The sequence below is a fragment of the Acidovorax sp. 62 genome (genome assembly GCF_002754495.1).
GTDB lineage: Bacteria > Pseudomonadota > Gammaproteobacteria > Burkholderiales > Burkholderiaceae_C > Acidovorax.
The window spans coordinates 3,715,445-3,733,817 of sequence record NZ_PEFJ01000001.1 but is presented as its reverse complement, the minus strand read 5'-3'; the positions used below and the strand labels follow the sequence as shown (position 1 = coordinate 3,733,817).

Below are 18,373 nucleotides of genomic sequence, written 5' to 3'. Positions count from 1 at the left end.
AGGCTTTGTCGATGCGGTGCAGTTATTCCCGCTACCATGCCAAAAAACAGGCGGTAACCGCTGGAAACAAGCGCCTTGGGCGCGGTTCACAAAACGCCCCTGGCGCCATGGCGCCGCTCTGCTGCGCAGGACTGGCCAGCAACGGCGCTTGGCCCAGGCTGCCTTGCTGGGTTTTGTTCGCCGCACCAGGCTCCGATCACACAGGTGGATTCCATGCTGGACCAATTTTTCATCAGCAAAGCGCAGGCCTATCCCTTGCTATGGGCGCAGCACAACCCCTGGCTGGTGGCGCTGTCGGTGGCGATGGCGATGCTGGCCTCGGTGCTGGCGCTGCAAATGGCCGCCCTGGCGCGCCGGGCCGATGTGGGGTTCACCCGGCAACTGGCCCGGGGCTCGGGGGCCCTGGCGCTGGGCGGAGGCATTTGGTCCATGCACTTCATTGGCATGCTGGCCTTTGCGGTGTGCGCCCGGGGGCGGTTCGATGCGGTGACCACCGTGCTGTCCATGCTGCCCAGCGTGCTGGCTTCGTGGGTGGCGCTGGGGCTGTTGATGCGCCGTGAGGTGGGCCGCATGGCGCTGGTGGCGGGTGGGGTGTTTGTGGGTGCGGGCATTGGGGCCATGCACTACATCGGCATGGCGGCATCGGAGTGGGCCCCCGTCATGCGCTATGACCCTTGGGGCTTTGCCGCATCGGTGCTGGTGGCGGTGCTGCTGGCCATTGTGGCGCTGTGGGTGCGCTTTGGGCTGGAGCGCGCGGTGCGCTGGCGCAGGCAGCGCCTGAACTGGGCGGCGGGCGCGGTGATGGGCCTGGCGATTGCGGGCATGCACTACACCGGCATGGCCGCCCTGCGCTTCATCGACGCCCCGGACGAACCGGAACTGCTGGCAGCCTCCGCCGGAAGCACGCCGCTGGCGCTGGCCATTGCGGGCGTGGCGGTGGTCATCGGGCTGCTGGTGGTCGCCATCAACGCTGGCCTGCGCTACCGCCAGATGTTCATGAAGGTGCGCCAGAGCGAATCGCGCCTGCGGGCCATTGCCGACACCGCAGCAGACGGCATCGTGATGATCGACGCGCGGGGGCTGGTGCAGTCGTTCAATGCGGCGGCCGAGCGCATCCTGGGCTGGCACCCCAGCGAAGTGGTGGGGCAGAACGTGTCCATGCTCATGCCCGAGCCCGACCGCTCGCGCCACGATGGGTACCTGCAGCGCTACCTCCGCGGCCAGGGCGGCAGCATTGTGGGCTCCAGCAGCCGCGAGGTGCAGGCCCTGCGGCGCGATGGCAGCACCGTGCCCATCCGCCTGTCGGTGGGGCGCGTGCGGCTCGATGGTGACCCGGTGTTTGTGGGCTTCATTGGCGATCTGAGCCAGCGCCGTGCCATGGAGCAAGAGCTGCAACGCAGCGAACAGCGCCTGCGCTCCTTGATGGGCAATATCCCCGGGGTGACGTTTCGCTGCAGCTACGACGCGGACTGGACCATGCTGTTCATCAGCGATGCCGTGACGGCCCTGACCGGCTGGCAGCCGCAGGACTTTCTGGAGGGGCGCGTCAACTTCACGCAGCTCACCTTGCCCGAAGAAGTGCCCCGCCTGTGGGAAGAAGTGTCGGCCGCCATCGCGCAGCGTCGGCCCTACCACGTCGAATTTCGCCTGCTGGACCGCCAGGGCCGTGTGCGCTCGGTGTCTGAAAGCGGCCGCCCCGTGGTGGGCGACGATGGCGAGGTGCAGTGGATCGACGGCGTGATCATGGACATGACGGTCTTCAAAGAGCGCAACGCCGAGTTTGAAAGCACCGTGCGCGCCATTGACCGCGCCCTGGCGGTGGTGGAGTTCGACCTGCAAGGCAACGTGCTCACGGCCAATGCCAATTTTCGTGAACTCATGGGCTACCGGCTGGACGAAATCGTGGGCCAGCACCACCGCATGTTCTGCGAGCCGGCCTATGCGCAAAGCGCCGCCTACACCGAGTTCTGGCAGCAACTGCGCGATGGCAAGCTGGACGGTGGCGAGTACCAGCGCCTGGGCAAAGGCGGGCGGCGCATCTGGATCCAGGCCACCTACAACCCCATCTTCGATGCGCAGGGCCAGCCCTTCAAGGTGGTGAAATTTGCCACCGACCTGAGCGAGCGCCGCGCCATGGAGCAAGAGCTGCGCGCCGCCAAGGAGCGTGCCGAACAGGCCGCTGCCGCGCGCAGCACCTTTCTGGCCAACATGAGCCATGAAATCCGCACGCCCATGAACGCCATCATTGGCTTCACCGAAGCGCTGCTCGACACCCCCATGGAACCCCAGCAGCGCCGCCACCTGGGCACGGTGCAGCATGCGGCGCGCTCCATGCTGCGCCTGCTCAACGACATTCTGGACACCGCCAAGCTCGAAAAAGGTGCGGTCGAGCTGGAGATTGCCGACTTCTCGCTGCAGGAAGTGTGCGAGCAGATTTTGGCTTCGCTGCGCATCCATGCCGCCAAGAAGCAGCTGGAGCTGCAGTGCCTGGCCACCGAGCAGGTGCCCGCCTACCTGCGTGGTGACGCGCTGCGGTTGCAGCAGGTGCTGCTGAACCTGCTGGGCAACGCGCTCAAGTTCACCCAGCAAGGCCATGTGCTGCTGCGGCTGGACTACCAGGACGGCTCGCTGGTGATGGAGGTCGAGGACACCGGCATTGGCATCGCAGCCCAGCACCTGGACCGCATCTTCGACCCCTTTGCGCAGGCCGATGCGTCCACCACCCGCCAGTTTGGTGGCACCGGGCTGGGCACCACCATCTCCCGCCAACTGGTCGAACTGATGGGCGGCACCATCGGCGTGCGCAGCACCCTGGGCGTGGGCACCACGTTCACCGTGCGCCTGCCCTTGCCCACCGGCCAGGCCACCGAGGCCGTGGCCACCCCCAGCCATGCGGCGCAATTGCCACCACTGCGCGTGCTGGCCGTGGACGACGTGCCCGCCAACATCGAACTGCTGCAAATCCAACTCCACCGTGGCCGCCACCAGGTCACCGTGGCGCGTGACGGCGAAGAGGCTGTGCAGGCGTATGCACAGGGGCGCTTTGATGTGGTGCTGATGGACCTGCAAATGCCCGGCATGGACGGCCTGGAGGCCACGCGCCGCATCCGCACGTTTGAGCAGGCGCAGCGCCGCAAGCCCGTGCCGGTGATCGCTTTGTCGGCCAGCGTGCTGGAGCAAGACCGCCGCAACGCCCGCGCGGCGGGCATGGACGGCTTTGCCAGCAAGCCCCTGGAGCCCGCGCGGCTGTTCCGCGAGATCGCACGGGTGCTCAACCTGCAGCCCGATGCGGCCTCGGACTGGGGCGCACTGACCGCAGCGGCGGCGCTCAGCAGCCCCGCAGTGGCGCCTGCCCCCCAGGCGCAGGGCGTCATCGACTGGGAGCGCGGCACCCGCCTGTGGGGCCAGCGCGCGCTGCTGCGCGACGCCATTGCGCGCCTGGTGGGCGAGCACGAGGCCACCCCCGCAACACTGCAGGCCCTGGTGGCCCAACGCGACCTGGACAGCGCCCGGGCCCTGGCCCACCGCCTGCGCGGGGCCGCGGCCAACCTGGCGCTGGTGCCGCTGCAAACCCTGGCCCAGCGCATTGAGGAAGCCGCCCGCGCGCTGGACCGCACCGCCCTGGTCCCGCTGGTGGCCGCCCTGCCCGCCGCCATGCAGGCCGTGCAGCAGGCCCTGGCCAGCGAGGCCGATGCCGCCGCCGCACCCGCCCCCGGCGTGGGCCAGCACGCGCCGCTGGCGCCTGCGCAGCGTGCGCAGGCCCTGGCGGCGGCGCAGGCCTTGGCCCAGGCTCTGGCACGATCGGAATTGGCTCAGCCGCCTTTGGACGTGCTGGCGCAGCTGCTGCCCGGCGATGCCATGGAGCGGCTGCAGGAAGCGATCGATACTTTTGACTTTGACCAGGCGCTGGTGCAACTGCAGCAGCTGCGCACCCACTGGATCGACGAGCCCACGGAGACCCCCGCATGAACCAGGCCCCTGACCAGCGCCCCCGTCTGCTGCTGGTGGACGACGAGCCCACCAACCTGCAGGTGCTGCGCCATGTGTTGCAGGCCGACTACCGCCTGCTGTTTGCCACCGACGGCGAGCGCGCACTGCAGGTGGCGCGCGAGCAGCAGCCCGACCTGGTGCTGCTGGACATCATGATGCCCCACATGGACGGCTACGCCGTGTGCCACGCCCTCAAGGCCGACGCCGCCACCGCCCACATTCCCGTGATCTTCATCACCGCGCTGAGCGACAGCCAGGACGAGACGGCGGGCTTTGACGCGGGGGCGGTGGACTACATCACCAAGCCCGTCAGCCCGCCCGTGGTGCGCGCACGGGTGCGCACGCATTTGTCGCTGGTGCGCATGGACGAGCTGCGCCAGACCCGCCTGCAGATCGTGCAGCGCCTGGGCCGCGCGGCCGAATACAAGGACAACGAGACCGGCCTGCACGTCATCCGCATGAGCCACTTTGCCCAGCGGCTGGCGCTGGCGGCGGGCTGCAGCCCCGCCTGGGCCGAAGACCTGCTCAACGCCGCACCCATGCACGACGTAGGCAAGATCGGCATCCCCGACGCCGTGCTGCGCAAGCCCGGCCCGCTCGATGCAGGCGAGTGGGACACCATGCGCCGCCACCCCGAGATCGGGGCCGAGATCATTGGCCAGCACCCCTCTGGCGTGCTGCAACTGGCCCGCGAAATTGCCCTGGCCCACCACGAAAAATGGGACGGCAGTGGCTACCCCAACGGCCTGGCGGGCGAGGCGATTCCGCTGTCGGCCCGCATCGTGGCCGTGGCCGATGTGTTTGACGCCCTCACCACCCGCCGCCCCTACAAAGAGCCCTGGCCCGTGCAAGAGGCCATGGACCACATCACCGCCCAGGCGGGCAAGCACTTTGACCCGGCCCTGGTGGCGCTGTTCATCCCGCTGCTGCCCCAGCTGCTGGAGATCCGCGCCCAGTGGGCCGACTGACCATGCAACGACGCCACTTTGTGACCGGGGCTGCGGCCTCGGTGGCCAGCCTGTCTGCAGCCTCGCTGCTCAGCGGCTGCCAGAGCCCGCCGCCCGCGCTGGAATACGCCTTTGCAGGCATCGACATGGAGCGTGGCCACGCGCTGCGCGACCTGCTGGCCCGGGGCACCTTGCCTGAGCCCGCCGTGGTGCGCCGTGCCCAGGTCATCATCGCCGGGGGCGGTGTGGCGGGGCTGGCCGCCGCGCGCAGCCTGCGCCTGGCCGGGGTGCACGACTTTGCCCTGCTGGAGCTGGAAGACACCGCAGGCGGCAACAGCCGGGGCGGCGCCGTCAACGGCGTGGCCTGCCCCCTGGGCGCGCACTACCTGCCCGTGCCCGGCGACGATGCGCCCGAGGTGCAAGACTTGCTCGAAGAACTGGGCCTGCGCCAGCGCGTGGCCGGGCGCTGGGAATACGGCGGCGAGGGCGGCCGCCACCTGTGCCACAGCCCGCAAGAGCGCCTGTACTTCGAGCACGAGTGGCAAGAAGGCCTGCTGCCCGTGCAAGGCGTGGGCGAATCCACCCTCGCCCAATACCGCCGCTTTGCCCAGGCGGTAGACGCCGCCAGCCGCGCCGCCCGCTTCACCATGCCGCAGTTTGCCGCTTTGAATGCAAAAACCGGCATGGCGCCCGCCCATCAAGCGCTAGATGCTATGACTTTGGAAGCATGGCTGCAGCAGCAAGGCCTGGACGATGCACACCTGCGCTGGTACCTGGACTACTGCTGCCGCGACGACTACGGCGCAGGCATCGCCCGCGTGTCGGCCTGGGCCGGGCTGCACTACTTTGCCAGCCGCCACGGCTTTCACGCACCCGGCGAGGCCGTGGCCGAAGACCGCGAAGGCGTGCTCACCTGGCCCGAGGGCAATGGCTGGCTCACGCAGCAGCTCGTCGCACCGCTGAAGGCCGCAGGCCAGCTGCGCACCGCCACCAGCGTGCTGCGCATTGCCGAAACCCGGCGTGGCGTGGAGGTGGACGCCTACAACCACCAGACGGGCAACGTAGAGCGCTGGCAGGCCCCGCGCTGTGTGGTGGCGCTGCCCGTGTTCGTGGCCGCCCGCGTGGTGCAAAGCCCCCCCGCGTTTTTGGCGCAAGCCGCCCAGCGCCTGCAGTGGGCGCCTTGGGCCGTGACCAACATCCACCTGAATGCGCCGCTGACCGACCGCCCCGGCGCCGCCCCGGCGTGGGACAACGTCATCTACGGCGACACCAACCCCGGTGGCCTGGGCTACGTCGATGCCTCCCACCAAAAGCTCGACCCCCGCCCCGGCCCCACCGTGCTCACCTGCTACCAAGCCCTGGGCGATGTGGCCGATGCGCGCCAGCAACTGGCCACTCACAACGCCGAACATTGGGGCAGGGCGGCCCTGGCATCGCTGGCGGGCCCGCACCCCGACGTGCTGCAGCGCGCCACCCGCGTGCAGGTCACCCGCTACGGGCACGCCATGTCCATCCCCGTGCCGGGGGTACAGCAGTTTTTGAGCCAAATCGGGCTGCAGGGCGCGCAGAGTAAGCGCAAGCTGCTATTGAATGGAGAGCGCCAGCGCCCCATCCCCACCCCGGCCACCGCGCGGCTGGCGTTTGCGCACAGCGACTGGTCGGGCTACTCGGTGTTTGAAGAGGCCTTTACGCGGGGGCACGCGGCGGGGCTGTGGGGTTAGGGATGAAATAGCCCTCTGGCGCTTGCTAATAAAGCGCTAAACGCTATTAAAAATATAGCAATTTGTTTGCAACTTCCCTGTGGCGATGCCGGCGCTCCAGTGGCGTAGCACGCACCCATGGTGCGCCTGCGAACAGACGGCGGTGCCCCCGCGTGAGACAGTGGCTGCAGAGGCTGCTGCTCGGTGGCTTTCACCTTCTGAGGGTCATTTCCATGCGCCGCCAAATACCCCATATCCAACGCCTTCGCCGCTCGCGCGGGCAGGTAGGTTCAGCCGCACTTTGCGGTGGCGTGCTGGCCTTGCTGGCCCTGCAGGGCTGCCAGCGTGTGGACACCGCCACGGCCTGGGCGCCCGTCAGCCCGCAGGCGGGTGCCTACCTGGAAGACGGCGTGCTTACCTCGCGTGTGAAAGCGGCGCTGCTGCTCTCGCCCGTGCAAAACAGTGCCTACATTGGCGTGGATGTGCGCCAGGGCGTGGTCTTGCTCAGCGGGCGGGTGGACGATGCCACCGAGCGCGACTTGGCCGTGTTTGTGGCCCAAAGCGTGCGCGGCGTGCACAAGGTGAGTAGTTTCATCTTCGTTCCGGGCGTCGCCTACGCCGCGATGGACTATGGCAGGTACGATGAAGGGGTGGAAGCCGCGCAGGCCACCCCCGACGACCTCCCCGCACTCAGCAGCCCGTTGGCTGCAGACGACGCTGGCGGTCGGCCGTACACCCCCACGGTTTCGCCCATGAGGGCCTTGGCCTACCGCGTTTTGGGCATCGGCAGCATCCAGGACGAGTTGCTCATCAAGCCTTGAGTGTGAAGAAGAGGCTGCAAGGGGCAAGGGGGAGGCATTGGCCCTTTCCATCCTGTGTCTCCTGCAAGCCCTTCCTCATCGCGTCCCTTCCCATTCAACGTGTTCTGCTCGCCATCCCCTCCAGCGCCTACGCACCCATGTGCATCAGGCGCTGATAGATGCCCTTGTCTGCCGCATAGCAACTGCAAGCCTCGGCCTCCAGCGCCTTGCGGTTGAGCACGGTCAGTTCACCCCGGTGGTACGAGATCAGTCCGCTGTCCTGGAACAGGCTGGCGGCCTCCGTCACCCCCACGCGGCGCACACCCAGCATCAGGGCCATGAATTCTTGCGTGAGGTGAAAAGTCTCGGTGCGCGAGCGGTCCTGGCTCATCAGCAGCCAGCGGGCCAGGCGCGGTGCGATCAGGTGGTAGCGCTGGCACGCAGCGGCCAGCGTTTGCTGGTGCAGCCGCACCAGCAGGCAGGCCTGCAGCAGCTTTTGCAGGGCGGGCAGGGCATCGCATTGCGCGCGCAGGTCAGTGGCCTCAATGCGCCAGCCGGCGCCCGCGCCTTGCACCAGCGCCCGCCAGGGTGTGGCGGCCAACCCCAGCACCAGTTCAGAGCCCAGCATGCTTTCCGCCCCCAGCATGCCCACTTCCAGCGCGGGGTAGCTTTCTACATCGATCACCAGCGACAAAAAGCCCTCGGTGGGAAAGTAAGCATGGCGCAGCGGCTGCCCGCGCACACTCAGCTCGGTGGACAGCGGCAGCTCGCACATCTCGCAGTGGCCCAGCAGTTGTTGGCGTGCTGCCTGCGGCAGTTGGCGAAGGAGTTTGTTTTCAGGGCGGTGCATGCAGTGCGCTTCACAAAGGAATCAGCGCAGTCCGAAGGGGCCGCAGCCTGAGGACTGGCACGGTGGCCTGCCCCTTCCATGATGGGGTGGCAGCACGCCGTGCCAGTCTGCGTTCAGTGTGGGCGCTTGTGTTGGGTGTGACTGTCTGATACCGCACACAGCGCAGTGCGCACAGCGGTCTAGCTGGCGACTCCCTTGGGCAGCAGCCGGTCGTACTCTTTTTTCACCACCTCGTAGCACTCGCAAGTGCGTGCCTCCAGGCCAGGGCGGTTGCGCACGTTGATGTGCCCCCGGGCGTAGCTGATGAGGCCTGCCTTTTGCAGCTTCATGGCAGCTTCGGTCACCCCTTCTCGGCGCACGCCCAGCATGTTGGCGATCAGCTCTTGCGTCATCACCAGCTGGCTGCTTGGCAGCCGGTCCAGGCTCAGCAGCAGCCAGCGACAAAGTTGCTGGTCAAGTGAGTGGTGGCGGTTGCACACGGCGGTTTGCGCCATCTGGGTGATGAGGGCCTGGGTGTAACGCAGCATCAGGTGCATGACGGGCCCCGAGCGCTCAAATTCCGCCTTGATGGCCTGGGCGCTGAGCCGGTAGCCCCGTCCGGCGCTTTGCACCACGGCCCGGCTAGGGGTCGAGCCGCCGCCCATGAAAATCGACACGCCCACCACGCCTTCAAAGCCCACCACAGCAATCTCTGCCGATGCGCCGCTCTCCAGCACATACAGCAGCGACACGATGGCACTGGTGGGAAAGTACACATACGGCATGTGCGCGCCGGACTCGTACAGCACCAGCCCGAGCGACAAATCCACAGGCTCCAGCAGTGGCAGCCAGCGTTGCATATCGGCTGGGGGCAGGGCGGCCAACAGCCGGTTGTTCAGGGGGTTATCGGTGGCGTGAATGGCGGGCCCCTTCGTCGTCGTGAGGAGGCGTGGCAGCACCCCGGGGGGACGGCACGCCTCCCCGGGTGCCGCCACGCTGCGCGAAGCCCAGTGTGCGATGCCGGGCCGCGCGCAGTCTGTACGGTACCGCACATAGGGTACGCCCCCCGCAAAAAAGACGGTGCAGAGGCTTTGCTAGGCCGAAAACGACCCCGCTTCGTCCACCCGAGGGGGCGTGGGCTGGGGGGCTGCGCCAGGTGCGCGGGGATCCAGGGAGGCAAGGGGCGCCATGGCTGGGGCATACAGGGGGACTACAAAGCACGCGCTGCCGGGCAGGTCGGCCCAGCGCAGGGGCTCGCCGGCCTGCAGCAGGCGCGCGCCAGCGGGTGCGTTGGGCGGCAGCAGGTACAGCGCCATGGCCGACGTCACCCGCACCAGCAGCAGCCGCAGGGTGCGCTGGCCGCGCACCAGGGTGATTTCGGCGCTCGGCCAGTCGTGCGGCATGCAGGGCGCCAAAAACAGCTCGTGGGCGCTCATCTGCAGGCCCAGGATGGATTCCACCGCCGCCCGGTGCAGCCAGCCCGCGGCGCCGGTGTACCAGCTCCAGCCGCCGCGCCCCACATACGGTGGCTGGCTGTAAACATCTGCCGCCATCACATAGGGCTCCACCCCGTACTGCGCGCCCCACACGGGGTGCTGTGCACGGTGGGCGGGGCTCAGGTAGGTGAAGTACCGGTAGGGTACCCGGGCTGCTTCGGCATTGCGGGGGTCTTGCACGCCCAGTGTGGCAGCGGCCATCAGCGCCCACACGCCTGCGTGGGCGTACTGGCCCCCGTTTTCGCGCACGCCCGGTGGGTAGGCCTGGATGTAGCCTGCGCTGGGTTGTGCATGCACCAGCGGCGGCGCCAGCAGCTGGATCAGCCCGGCACCAGGGTTAACCAAGTGCGTCTGCACGGCCAGCATGGCGCCATGCTGGCGCACTTGGCTGGCCTCGCCAGAGAGCACTGCCCAGGCCTGTGCAATGAGGTCAATGCGCCCCTCGGACCGGGTGTGCGTGCCCAGGGGGGTGCCGTCGTCAAAAAAGGCGCGCAGGTACCAGTCGCCGTCCCACGCGGTGGTGGCCAGCGCTGCACGCCAGCCGGCCAGGGCATCGCCCCAACGCTGCACGCGGGCCAGGTCGCCCTGCTGGCGGGCCAGCGCAATCCAGGCGCGGGTGATGGTGCACAAGAACCAGCCCAGCCACACCGATTCACCCTGCCCGCCATCGCCCACGCGGTTCATGCCGTCGTTCCAGTCGCCGCCCCCCATCAGCGGCAGGCCATGGGCGCCCACGTTCAGGCTGTGATCGATGGCGCGGGCAGCATGCTCGTAGATGCTGGCGGTGGTGGCGGTGGTGGCGCTGGTGTGCGGGGTTTCGTACACATCTTCTGCCCCTTCGGGGATCTCGGCGCCTTGCAAAAAAGGCACCTGCTCATTGAGCAGGGCACTGTCTGCGGTGTGCTGGAGGTAGTGCGCGCAGGCAAAGGGCAGCCACAGCAGGTCGTCTGAAAAGTGCGTGCGCACGCCCGCGCCGCCCGGTGCGTGCCACCAGTGCTGCACATCGCCCGCCTCAAACTGGCGCGATGCGCACAGCACGATCTGCGAGCGCAGCAGGCCGGGCTGCGCCCACACCAGGGCCATGGCATCTTGCAATTGATCGCGGTAGCCCGTGGCGCCGCCCGCCTGGTAAAAGCCCGCCTTGGCGTACAGGCGCGATGACACGGTCTGGTACAGCAGCCAGCGGTTGACCAGCACATCGAGCAATGGGTCCGGGGTGCGTACCTGGGTGGCACCCAGCAGGGCGTTCCAGTGCGCCAGCGTGGCGTGCTCGCGCTCGGCTGCGGCCACACCTGCGGCCTGCTGGGCGAGCGTGCGGGCAGCGGCCTCGGTGGCGGCATAGCCCAGCAGATACACCCGCGCAAACGAGGCCCCCGGGCGCAGCGTGACCAGGCGGGACAGCGCGGCGCACGGGTCCAGCCCAAAGCCGCTGCGCTGGCCCAGTTGCAGCGGCAGCACCAGGCGGCCCTGCGCATCCCAGAACTCGCTGCGGTCACAGGTCCAGTCGGTGCTGTCGTTGGACCGCTCCTCCTCTCCCGCCCCAACCGATGCTTCGCAGAAAAACGCCGTCCCCCCGCCCAGCCCTGCGCCCGCTTCGGTCTGGGTGCACAGCAGGCCCAGCAGCCGCTCTGGGCTCGGTTCAGTGTCATCGGCCGGTTCAAAGCAGGGCCGGGTGGCCAGCGTGGCGCGGTCGCTGCGCTTTTCGCCCAGCATCCACTCCACCATGGCCACGGTGCGCAAATGCGCGCGCTGCGTGCCCAGGTTGGTCACCTGCACATGCACCTGCTTGACGGCGGTGGCAGCGTCCACACACCAGCGCACCACCACCTGCAGTGGCCCACGGCGGTGGGTGATGGTGGTGGTGCCCTGCGCATGTTCCACGCGGTAGGGCACGCCCGCGCCCCAGGCCGAAGGCGTCAGGCTCCACACCTCGCGGGTGCGGCGGTCTTGCAGCAGCAGCCACTCGGCGGTGGGGTCTGCCACGGGGTCGTTAGACCAGGCTGTGAGCTGGTTCAGGCGGCTGTTGCCCGCCCAGGTGTTGCCCCCGCCCGTTTCCGACACCAGGGTGCCCAGGTGCGGGTTGGCCAGCACATTCACCCAGGGCCGGGTGGGCCGCAGCTGCGGCGACACCTCAAACCCGAACGTGCCGGTGCCAGGCGCAAACTGCCCCACTGGCGCGGGCACGGTGGTGTGCGCTGCGTGGGTGGGCACGTCGTCGGTAGCGCCGCCGCGCCAAGGGCTGGCACCCGCGCCCCCCCGCGCGGCGCCGTGCGCGGCCACCCAGGCCTTGACCTGGTGCATGAGGGCATGGCCATCGGCCTGCAGTGTGATGCGTGCCAGGCTGGCCAGGGTGCCCAGTTGCTGGGCCGATAGCTCCTCCAGCCGCAGCACCCGCAAGCTGGTCACCGCCGGGCCGCTGTGGGCGAGCAGGTCGGTGTCATGGTGCTCGCGCAGCAGCGTCAGCTCGCGCTGCAGCGGCATCAGGTAAGAATGGGGCTCGCTGCTGAGCACCACCAGGTCGCAGGCCACACCGCCGTGCGCCCATTCGCGCAGGGCCTGGGCCAGGGTGCGCAGCAGGCCCATGCCCTGGGGCGGCCCGGCGGTGACCAGCACCAGCGGCCGCTCTCCCGACAGGCCCAGCTGCCACAGCACGCGGCGGTCGCACACGCGCGAGGGGGCTTGCGGCACGCCCAGCACATGGGTGCCGGGCGCATCGACCTTGGGCAGCGTCAGCACCAAGGCGGTGGTCAGCACTTGCAGGGCGGGCAGGTAGTCGCGGTGCGGGCGGTGCGATGCCCACTGGATGCTGGCCAGCGTGGCCGACATGGCCGAGGCACGCTCCACATAGCTGGGCTGGCGGTACTTGTCCACGATGGCGCGCAGCGTCACGGCGTTGGGCGAGGCCGCCGTGCCAAACGTGATGCACGCCTGCCCGCCGGGCTCCAGGCGCAGGCGCACTCCCAGGGCCGCCACAGGGTCCAGGCCCGTGTCCAGCACGGTGGGCTGGTTCGGTTCACTCGGATCTGTGGGCACGGGGTGCAGGTGCGCCAGGGGGCGGTCGGGGGTGTGGTTGCGGCCCAGCCAGTGCTGGCGGTCGGTCTGGTAGAGCAGGCCTTGCACTTGGCCCTCGGCATGGGCCACAAAGTGGGCGGCATGCAGCGTGGCTTCGGTTTGCAGGCGCGGGGTGCGTACAAAGTGCAGAGCCCGCTCGGTAGGCAGCCAGTGCGCGGTGATGAAGAGGTTGGAGAAGGCCGGGTGGGCCTCGTCGGCGGCGTGGCTGGTCAGCGTGATGTCCAGCGCCGAGATCAGCTCCAGCTCCAGCGTCTCGGTGCCCAGGTTGCTCACCTCCACACGGCGCAGCTCAATGTCGTCCTCCGGGCTCACCCACACGGTGGTGTGCACCTTCAGGCCGGGCCACAGGGCGTCAAAGCACACGCGGTCGGTGTGGAACACGCTGCGGTACACCGCTTGCGCATCGGGTGCGGGGTGGCTGGTGGTGGACACCGGCACGCCCCCGGCGGCGCGCACGTAGATGAAGCTGCCATGCGCGTCGCGCAGGGCGTCGTCGCGCCAGCGGGTGATGCCGGTCTGGTGCCAGCGGCTCCAGCCCGCGCCGTTGGGGCGCAGCGTCACGCTGTAGCGGCCGTTGCCTAGCAGGTGGGTGGGCTCCAGCGCCTGTGCACCGGGCACTACGGCGCGCACATGGTCGGGCGTTTTTTGCTGGCGGGTGTGAAGCGGCAGGCGGGGCGGCGCCAGGCGCAGTGAGGGCAGCTCGCGCGGTGCACGCTCTTGCAGCAGCGGCAGCACGGCTTCGATGCGGGCATGCGCCATGCCCCAGCGCTGGGCCACCCCATCCAGCAGCACATTGGCCAGCGCCACGATGGTCATGCCCTGGTGGTGGGCCATGTAGGTGTGCACCAGCGTGTAGGGTGCGCCGTGCGTCTGGCGCTCGGGGGTGAAGTCCAGCGCTTCGTAAAAGCCATAGCGCCCGCGTGCCGACAGGGCGGCCAGGGTGCGCAGGTTGCTGCAAGCCATGCCCGCATCCACCTGCGTGGCCAGGGCCGTGGCGTAGGGGGCCATCACCAGCTCGCCCACGGGTGCGCGCCGCAGCGCCAGGCGCGGCACGCCCTGCGGGGCGTACTGGTAGGCCAGCGTGTGGTCGCGCCCGGCGTAAGCGCACTCTGAAATGCCCCAGGGCATGGGCAGGGCGCTGCCCGTGGCGGGGTGGCGCAGGGCTTCGGCGCTGTGGGCCTGGGCTTGCGCCTGCACGTAGTCGCGGTGTTCGCGCAGGGCCGATCGGCCCGCCTCGCCCAGTGCGCTCAGGTGGGGCTCGGCCATCACCAGCGTGGGCATGAGGTACTCGAACATCGAGCCCGACCAGGACCGCAGCACGGCGCGGTGCCCGCTGGCAAAGAACGGGCGGCCCAGCGCGGCCCAGTGGCGCACGGGCACGTCGCCCTTGGCCACGGCCAGCAAGCTCGTGGTGCGCGACTCAGACGCCAGCAGGTCATAAAACGATGCGTCCAGTTGCTGCTCTTCCACCCGGTAGCCAATGTGCAGCAGATGCCGCCGTGGGTGGTACAGAAACCGGAAGTCGGCCTCCCACGCCAGCGCATCCAGCGCCTCGGCCACCGCCATCAGGCGCTGGGCGGCCACCTGCGCGCCGCCGGGCTGCAGGGCGGCGGCGCGGTCGCGTTCGGCCGATTGCAGCGTGGCCAGGTGGTCGGCCAGCAGCCACAGCAGCTCGTCGTGCGCGGTGGGCGGGGTCTGCACGATGGCCGGGTTGTGCGGCAGCGCCATGCTGCGCAGCTCTTGCTGGGCGCGCGCCAGCAGGGCGTTGTAGGCGTCGCTTGATGCGGGGTCGGGTGTCGGGTCGGACGCTGGTTGCACGGGCTCTGCATTGGGCATGCCCAGCAACTGGCACAGCGCGCTTTGGTGCAACAGGCTGCGGGTGCCGTGCTGCAGCGAATCCAGCCAGGGCTGCAGCCGCGCCCGAGAGGCGCGCACGGCCAGCACGCTGGCGGCGGGATTCAGTGGGCCTGATGGGCTCAAGGTGTCGTGCGCCAAGGCGCTGCAGGCTTGGGCCACGGCGACCAGGTGGGCGCTGAGGTTGCCGCTGTCCACGGTGGAGACATAGCGCGGCAGCAAGGGCTGCAGCGTTTCGGTGTCGTACCAGTTCAAAAAGTGCCCCCGGTGGCGTTCCATGCCTTGCAGCGTGGCCAGGGTGGCCTCCAGGCGCAGCAGCAGGTCTTGCGTGCCAATCCATCCAAACTCACGTGCGCAGGTGGCGCTGAGCAGGTACAGCCCGATGTTGGTGGGCGAGGTGCGGTGCGCCAGCATTTCGTAGGGGGCGGTCTGCAGGTTGTCGGGCGGCAGGTGGTGGTTGGCAGCGTCCACGCAGCGCTCAAACAGCCGCCAGGTGTCGCGCGCCACGCCTTCGAGCAGCAGGCGGTCGGGTGCTGTCAGCGTCTGTGCGTTGCTGCTTTGGCGGGTGGCGTTGGCACCCCACACCAGCAGCGGCGCCAGGGCCCACAGCGCCAGCACAGGCCACGCCAGTGCGGGTGGCACGCTGTCCCCACCCCAGGCCCACAGCACAGCCGCAGTGGCCAAGGCCAGCCAGGGTGCCAGGGTGTGGCGGCGCAGGGTGGGGCCCAGGCGGGTGACCAGGTTGTTTTGGGCGGTTTCGGCGGTGGTCCACTGCAGCAGGTTCAGGCGGCTGGCGGCCTGGCGGTGCACGGTGCGCACCACGGCGTCGGCCATCAGCCAGGCTTGCTGGGGCAGCAGCGCCAGGTGCCACACGCCGCTGGCCAGTGCGCGCAGCAAGTCAGCCCCTGCGGCATGGGCAAAGCGCAGGCCCACCAGCCCAAAGCGGGCGGGCACGCCACCCGCCAGCGCGCCCATCAGCGGTGCGGCCATGTGGGCCGCCAGCACCACGGCCAAGGTGGCGGCCAGGGGCAGGCCCACGCCTGCAAAGGACAGCCACAGCAGCAGCAGCGAGGCCGGGGCCAGCAGCGAGCGGCGCAGGTTGTCGGCCATCTTCCAGCGGTGGATGGGCGACAGCCCCCAGCGCCGGGCGTGCCGCAAAAAGGGCCACAGCTGCCAGTCGCCCCGCGTCCAGCGGTGCAGGCGGGCAGCGGCGCTGTCGCTGTGTTCGGGCTCAGCCTCTACCAGCGTGACATCGCTCACCACGGCGCAGCGCGCCAGCGCGCCTTCGAGCAGGTCGTGGCTGAGCACCTGGTCGGCGGGCAAGCGCCCGCCCAGCACGGCGTGCACGGTGGCCACGTGCAGCAAGCCCTTGCCGGTGAAGCTGCCTTCGGCAAACACGTCCTGGTACACGTCCGAGGTCATGGCGCTGTAGGGGTCCAGCCCCTGTTGCCCCGCAAACAGCCACTGCCACAGGGTGGCGTGGCGCTGCGCGGGCAGCGGCGCCAGCACGCGCGGCTGCAAGATGCCGTAGCCCTGCACCACGCGCAGGCCGCTGGCGTCGAGGCGGGGCTGGTTCTGCGGGTGTTCGGCCACGCCCACCAGGCTGCGCAGGCGCCCTGGGGGCAGCAGCGTGTCGCTGTCGAGCGTGAGCACGTAGCGCGTGTCTGCGGCCAGTTGCGACAGTGTGCCCAGCGGCATGAAGGCGCCGGGCATTTCGGTGGCCAGCTCGGCCACCAGTTGTTCGAGCTTGCCGCGCTTGCGCTCCCAGCCCATCCATTGCTGCTGCGTGGCGCTGTAGGTGCGGGCGCGGTGCAGCAGCACAAAGTGGGGGGGCTGGCCAGCGGCCACCGGGTGTTGGGCGTTCAGGGCCTGCAGCTGTGCACTGGCCTGTGCCAGCAGTTCGGCGTCTGCGGGCAGGGTGGGGCTTGGGGCGTCCACGTCGTCGCTCAGCAGGGCAAACTGGGCGCAGGGCTCGGGGTTGGCAAGGTAGTGCAAGTGCAGGCGGTGGGCCAGTCGCGCAATGGCGCCGGGGCTGCTGAGCAGGGCGGGCACGGCCACCAGGACGCGCGCGGTGGGCGGTATGCCGCCGGGCAGCAGGTAGCGCGGCATGTAGCTGGGGCGAATGGACTCACCCACCAGGCGGTTGACCACCGCCACCACGATCTCTGATGCTGGCAAAAGCAGCAGCAACGCCACGCCTGCGAAGCTGCCCAGGCCGGCCAGCCAGGCCAGGTCTGCGCCACCGTCTTCCACATCTGCAGCCATGAATGCCGCTGGTGACGGCCACGGGCCAGGAGGCCAGGTTGGCAAGGCATGCCACAGCGGTGCCAGCCACCAGGCCAGCAGGGCCAGTGTGCCCACCAGCAGCGCGCCCAGGTACCAGGGCACGCGCAGGGCGCGCACGGCGGCGTGCCACAGCGCAGCAGCGGTGATGGCGTGGTGGCGCACGCCCAGGGCTTGCTCCAGCGCGGCCCGGCCCGGCCCTTGCAGCCAGTAGCCCGCCAGGGCGCTGTGCTGGGCGCCGTGCAGGGTGTGGCTGGGCGCTGCGGCTTCACTGCCCGTGCCCACCCCGCTGCCCATGTGCGCTATCAGCGTTTGCGCCACGGCCGCTTCGCCGCAGTGGCTGCGGGCCGACAGGCGCTCAATGCCGTGCAGCGTGGTGTTGCGTGTGGCCTCGTCTTCTGCCGCAAACACGGGCGACTGCAGCATGGCGCGCAGCACCAGGCTCGTCTGTCCCACGATGTCGCTCCAGTCGGCCGCGCCGATGAGCCGCAGCGCCGTGACGGCATTGCCCATGCTGAGCTGGTCTGCGGCCTGGTTGATCTGCTGCTGCGTTTGCAGCGCAGCCAGGTCGGGCACCGCGCCTGCCAGCCACTGCTGCACGGGCCATTGGGGCGCGGCCGTGGCCTGTGCTCCACTTGCCGGGCCTGCCCTGCGCCCCGCCATGGCTTGCGCCAGGTGCACCAAAAACACGGACCCCACGCCGCGCCGCTCCATGGCAGCCCAGGCGGCCTCAAGGGTGGGCACCGTGAGGTCATCGCAACGGGCTGCGCACAGGCTGGCAAGCTCTTGCGCTGCCTTGTGGCTGGCCAGCCGCTCCGCCAGGCGGCGCAGGTTTTCAATCAGCACCACGCGCAGCGTGGTGGGCAGCGCCCACAGCTCGCCCTGGCTCAGCTCGCAGGTCTCTTGGTAGGCGTTCAGAAAATGCACCAGCAGGGTTTCATCGAACGCGCTGTCGGTGTGCGCCACAAACGACCAGGCCACGCCATACACGCGTGGCAGCCCCACCAGCGGGGCGTTTTGCAGCACGGGCAGCGAGCGGTAGTAGCGCGGCGGCAGCCCGGCGTGGATCTCTTTGAGCTGGCTCTCGATCAGGTGGAAGTTGTCAAACAGCCATTCGGCGGCGGGGCTGATGGTGTGCTCTTCATGGGGCGCGTCAAAGAGGTAGCGGTGGGCCGAGCGCAACGCGCGGATGTTGCTTTGCAGCCGGGGGTAGAACGTGGCCCGCCCAAACGGGGCCTTGCGGGCGCGGTGCGTGTTGCCCAGGTGCCTGCCGTGCTCCTCAAAGCGCGCCAGGCCAAACACCTCGGCGCGCACCGGCTCCAGCACCGCGCCAGCGCGTGCGTCCAGCATGCGTTCCATCGCGGCTGGCACCCAGGGCCACTGCGCGCGCAGCGCCCTGCGC

Annotated in this window: 7 protein-coding genes; 4 read left to right on the top strand and 3 right to left on the bottom strand. The window is 69.4% G+C overall.

The window, feature by feature from the left end:
- The first annotated feature begins 213 nt into the window (after positions 1–213).
- The 4 genes from CLU86_RS16755 to CLU86_RS16740 all read left to right on the top strand — a co-directional run bounded on the left by CLU86_RS16755 (position 214) and on the right by CLU86_RS16740 (position 7,458).
- The gene (locus CLU86_RS16755) at positions 214–3,969 is read left to right on the top strand and encodes a PAS domain S-box protein (RefSeq protein WP_099743644.1); all 3,756 of its coding nucleotides are present in this window, start codon (positions 214–216) and stop codon (positions 3,967–3,969) included.
- Complete coding sequence (locus tag CLU86_RS16750; RefSeq protein WP_099742400.1) at positions 3,966–4,958, top strand: two-component system response regulator; 993 nt, start codon at positions 3,966–3,968, stop codon at positions 4,956–4,958. Before CLU86_RS16755 ends, CLU86_RS16750 begins: the two co-directional genes overlap by 4 nt.
- Positions 4,959–4,960: 2 nt before the next feature.
- Positions 4,961–6,658 carry an NAD(P)-binding protein gene (locus CLU86_RS16745; RefSeq protein WP_099742399.1) on the top strand — a complete coding sequence of 566 codons (1,698 nt, stop codon included), beginning with the start codon at positions 4,961–4,963 and terminating at the stop codon, positions 6,656–6,658.
- Positions 6,659–6,870: 212 nt separating this feature from the next.
- Positions 6,871–7,458: a BON domain-containing protein gene (locus tag CLU86_RS16740; RefSeq protein ID WP_099742398.1), complete on the top strand. Its 588-nt coding sequence runs from the start codon at positions 6,871–6,873 to the stop codon at positions 7,456–7,458.
- A 127-nt stretch (positions 7,459–7,585) separates the two neighbouring features.
- Here CLU86_RS16740 and CLU86_RS16735 read toward each other — a convergent pair whose 3' ends face one another.
- The 3 genes from CLU86_RS16735 to CLU86_RS16725 all read right to left on the bottom strand — a co-directional run bounded on the left by CLU86_RS16735 (position 7,586) and on the right by CLU86_RS16725 (position 18,321).
- The gene (locus CLU86_RS16735; protein WP_099742397.1) at positions 7,586–8,287 is read right to left on the bottom strand and encodes a Crp/Fnr family transcriptional regulator; all 702 of its coding nucleotides are present in this window, start codon (positions 8,285–8,287) and stop codon (positions 7,586–7,588) included.
- A gap of 179 nt (positions 8,288–8,466) precedes the next feature.
- On the bottom strand, positions 8,467–9,126 hold the full coding sequence (locus tag CLU86_RS16730; RefSeq protein WP_199173454.1) for a Crp/Fnr family transcriptional regulator: 660 nt from the start codon (positions 9,124–9,126) through the stop codon (positions 8,467–8,469).
- A gap of 234 nt (positions 9,127–9,360) precedes the next feature.
- Positions 9,361–18,321: a GH36-type glycosyl hydrolase domain-containing protein gene (locus CLU86_RS16725; protein ID WP_099743643.1), complete on the bottom strand. Its 8,961-nt coding sequence runs from the start codon at positions 18,319–18,321 to the stop codon at positions 9,361–9,363.
- Between the last annotated feature and the right edge of the window lie 52 nt (positions 18,322–18,373).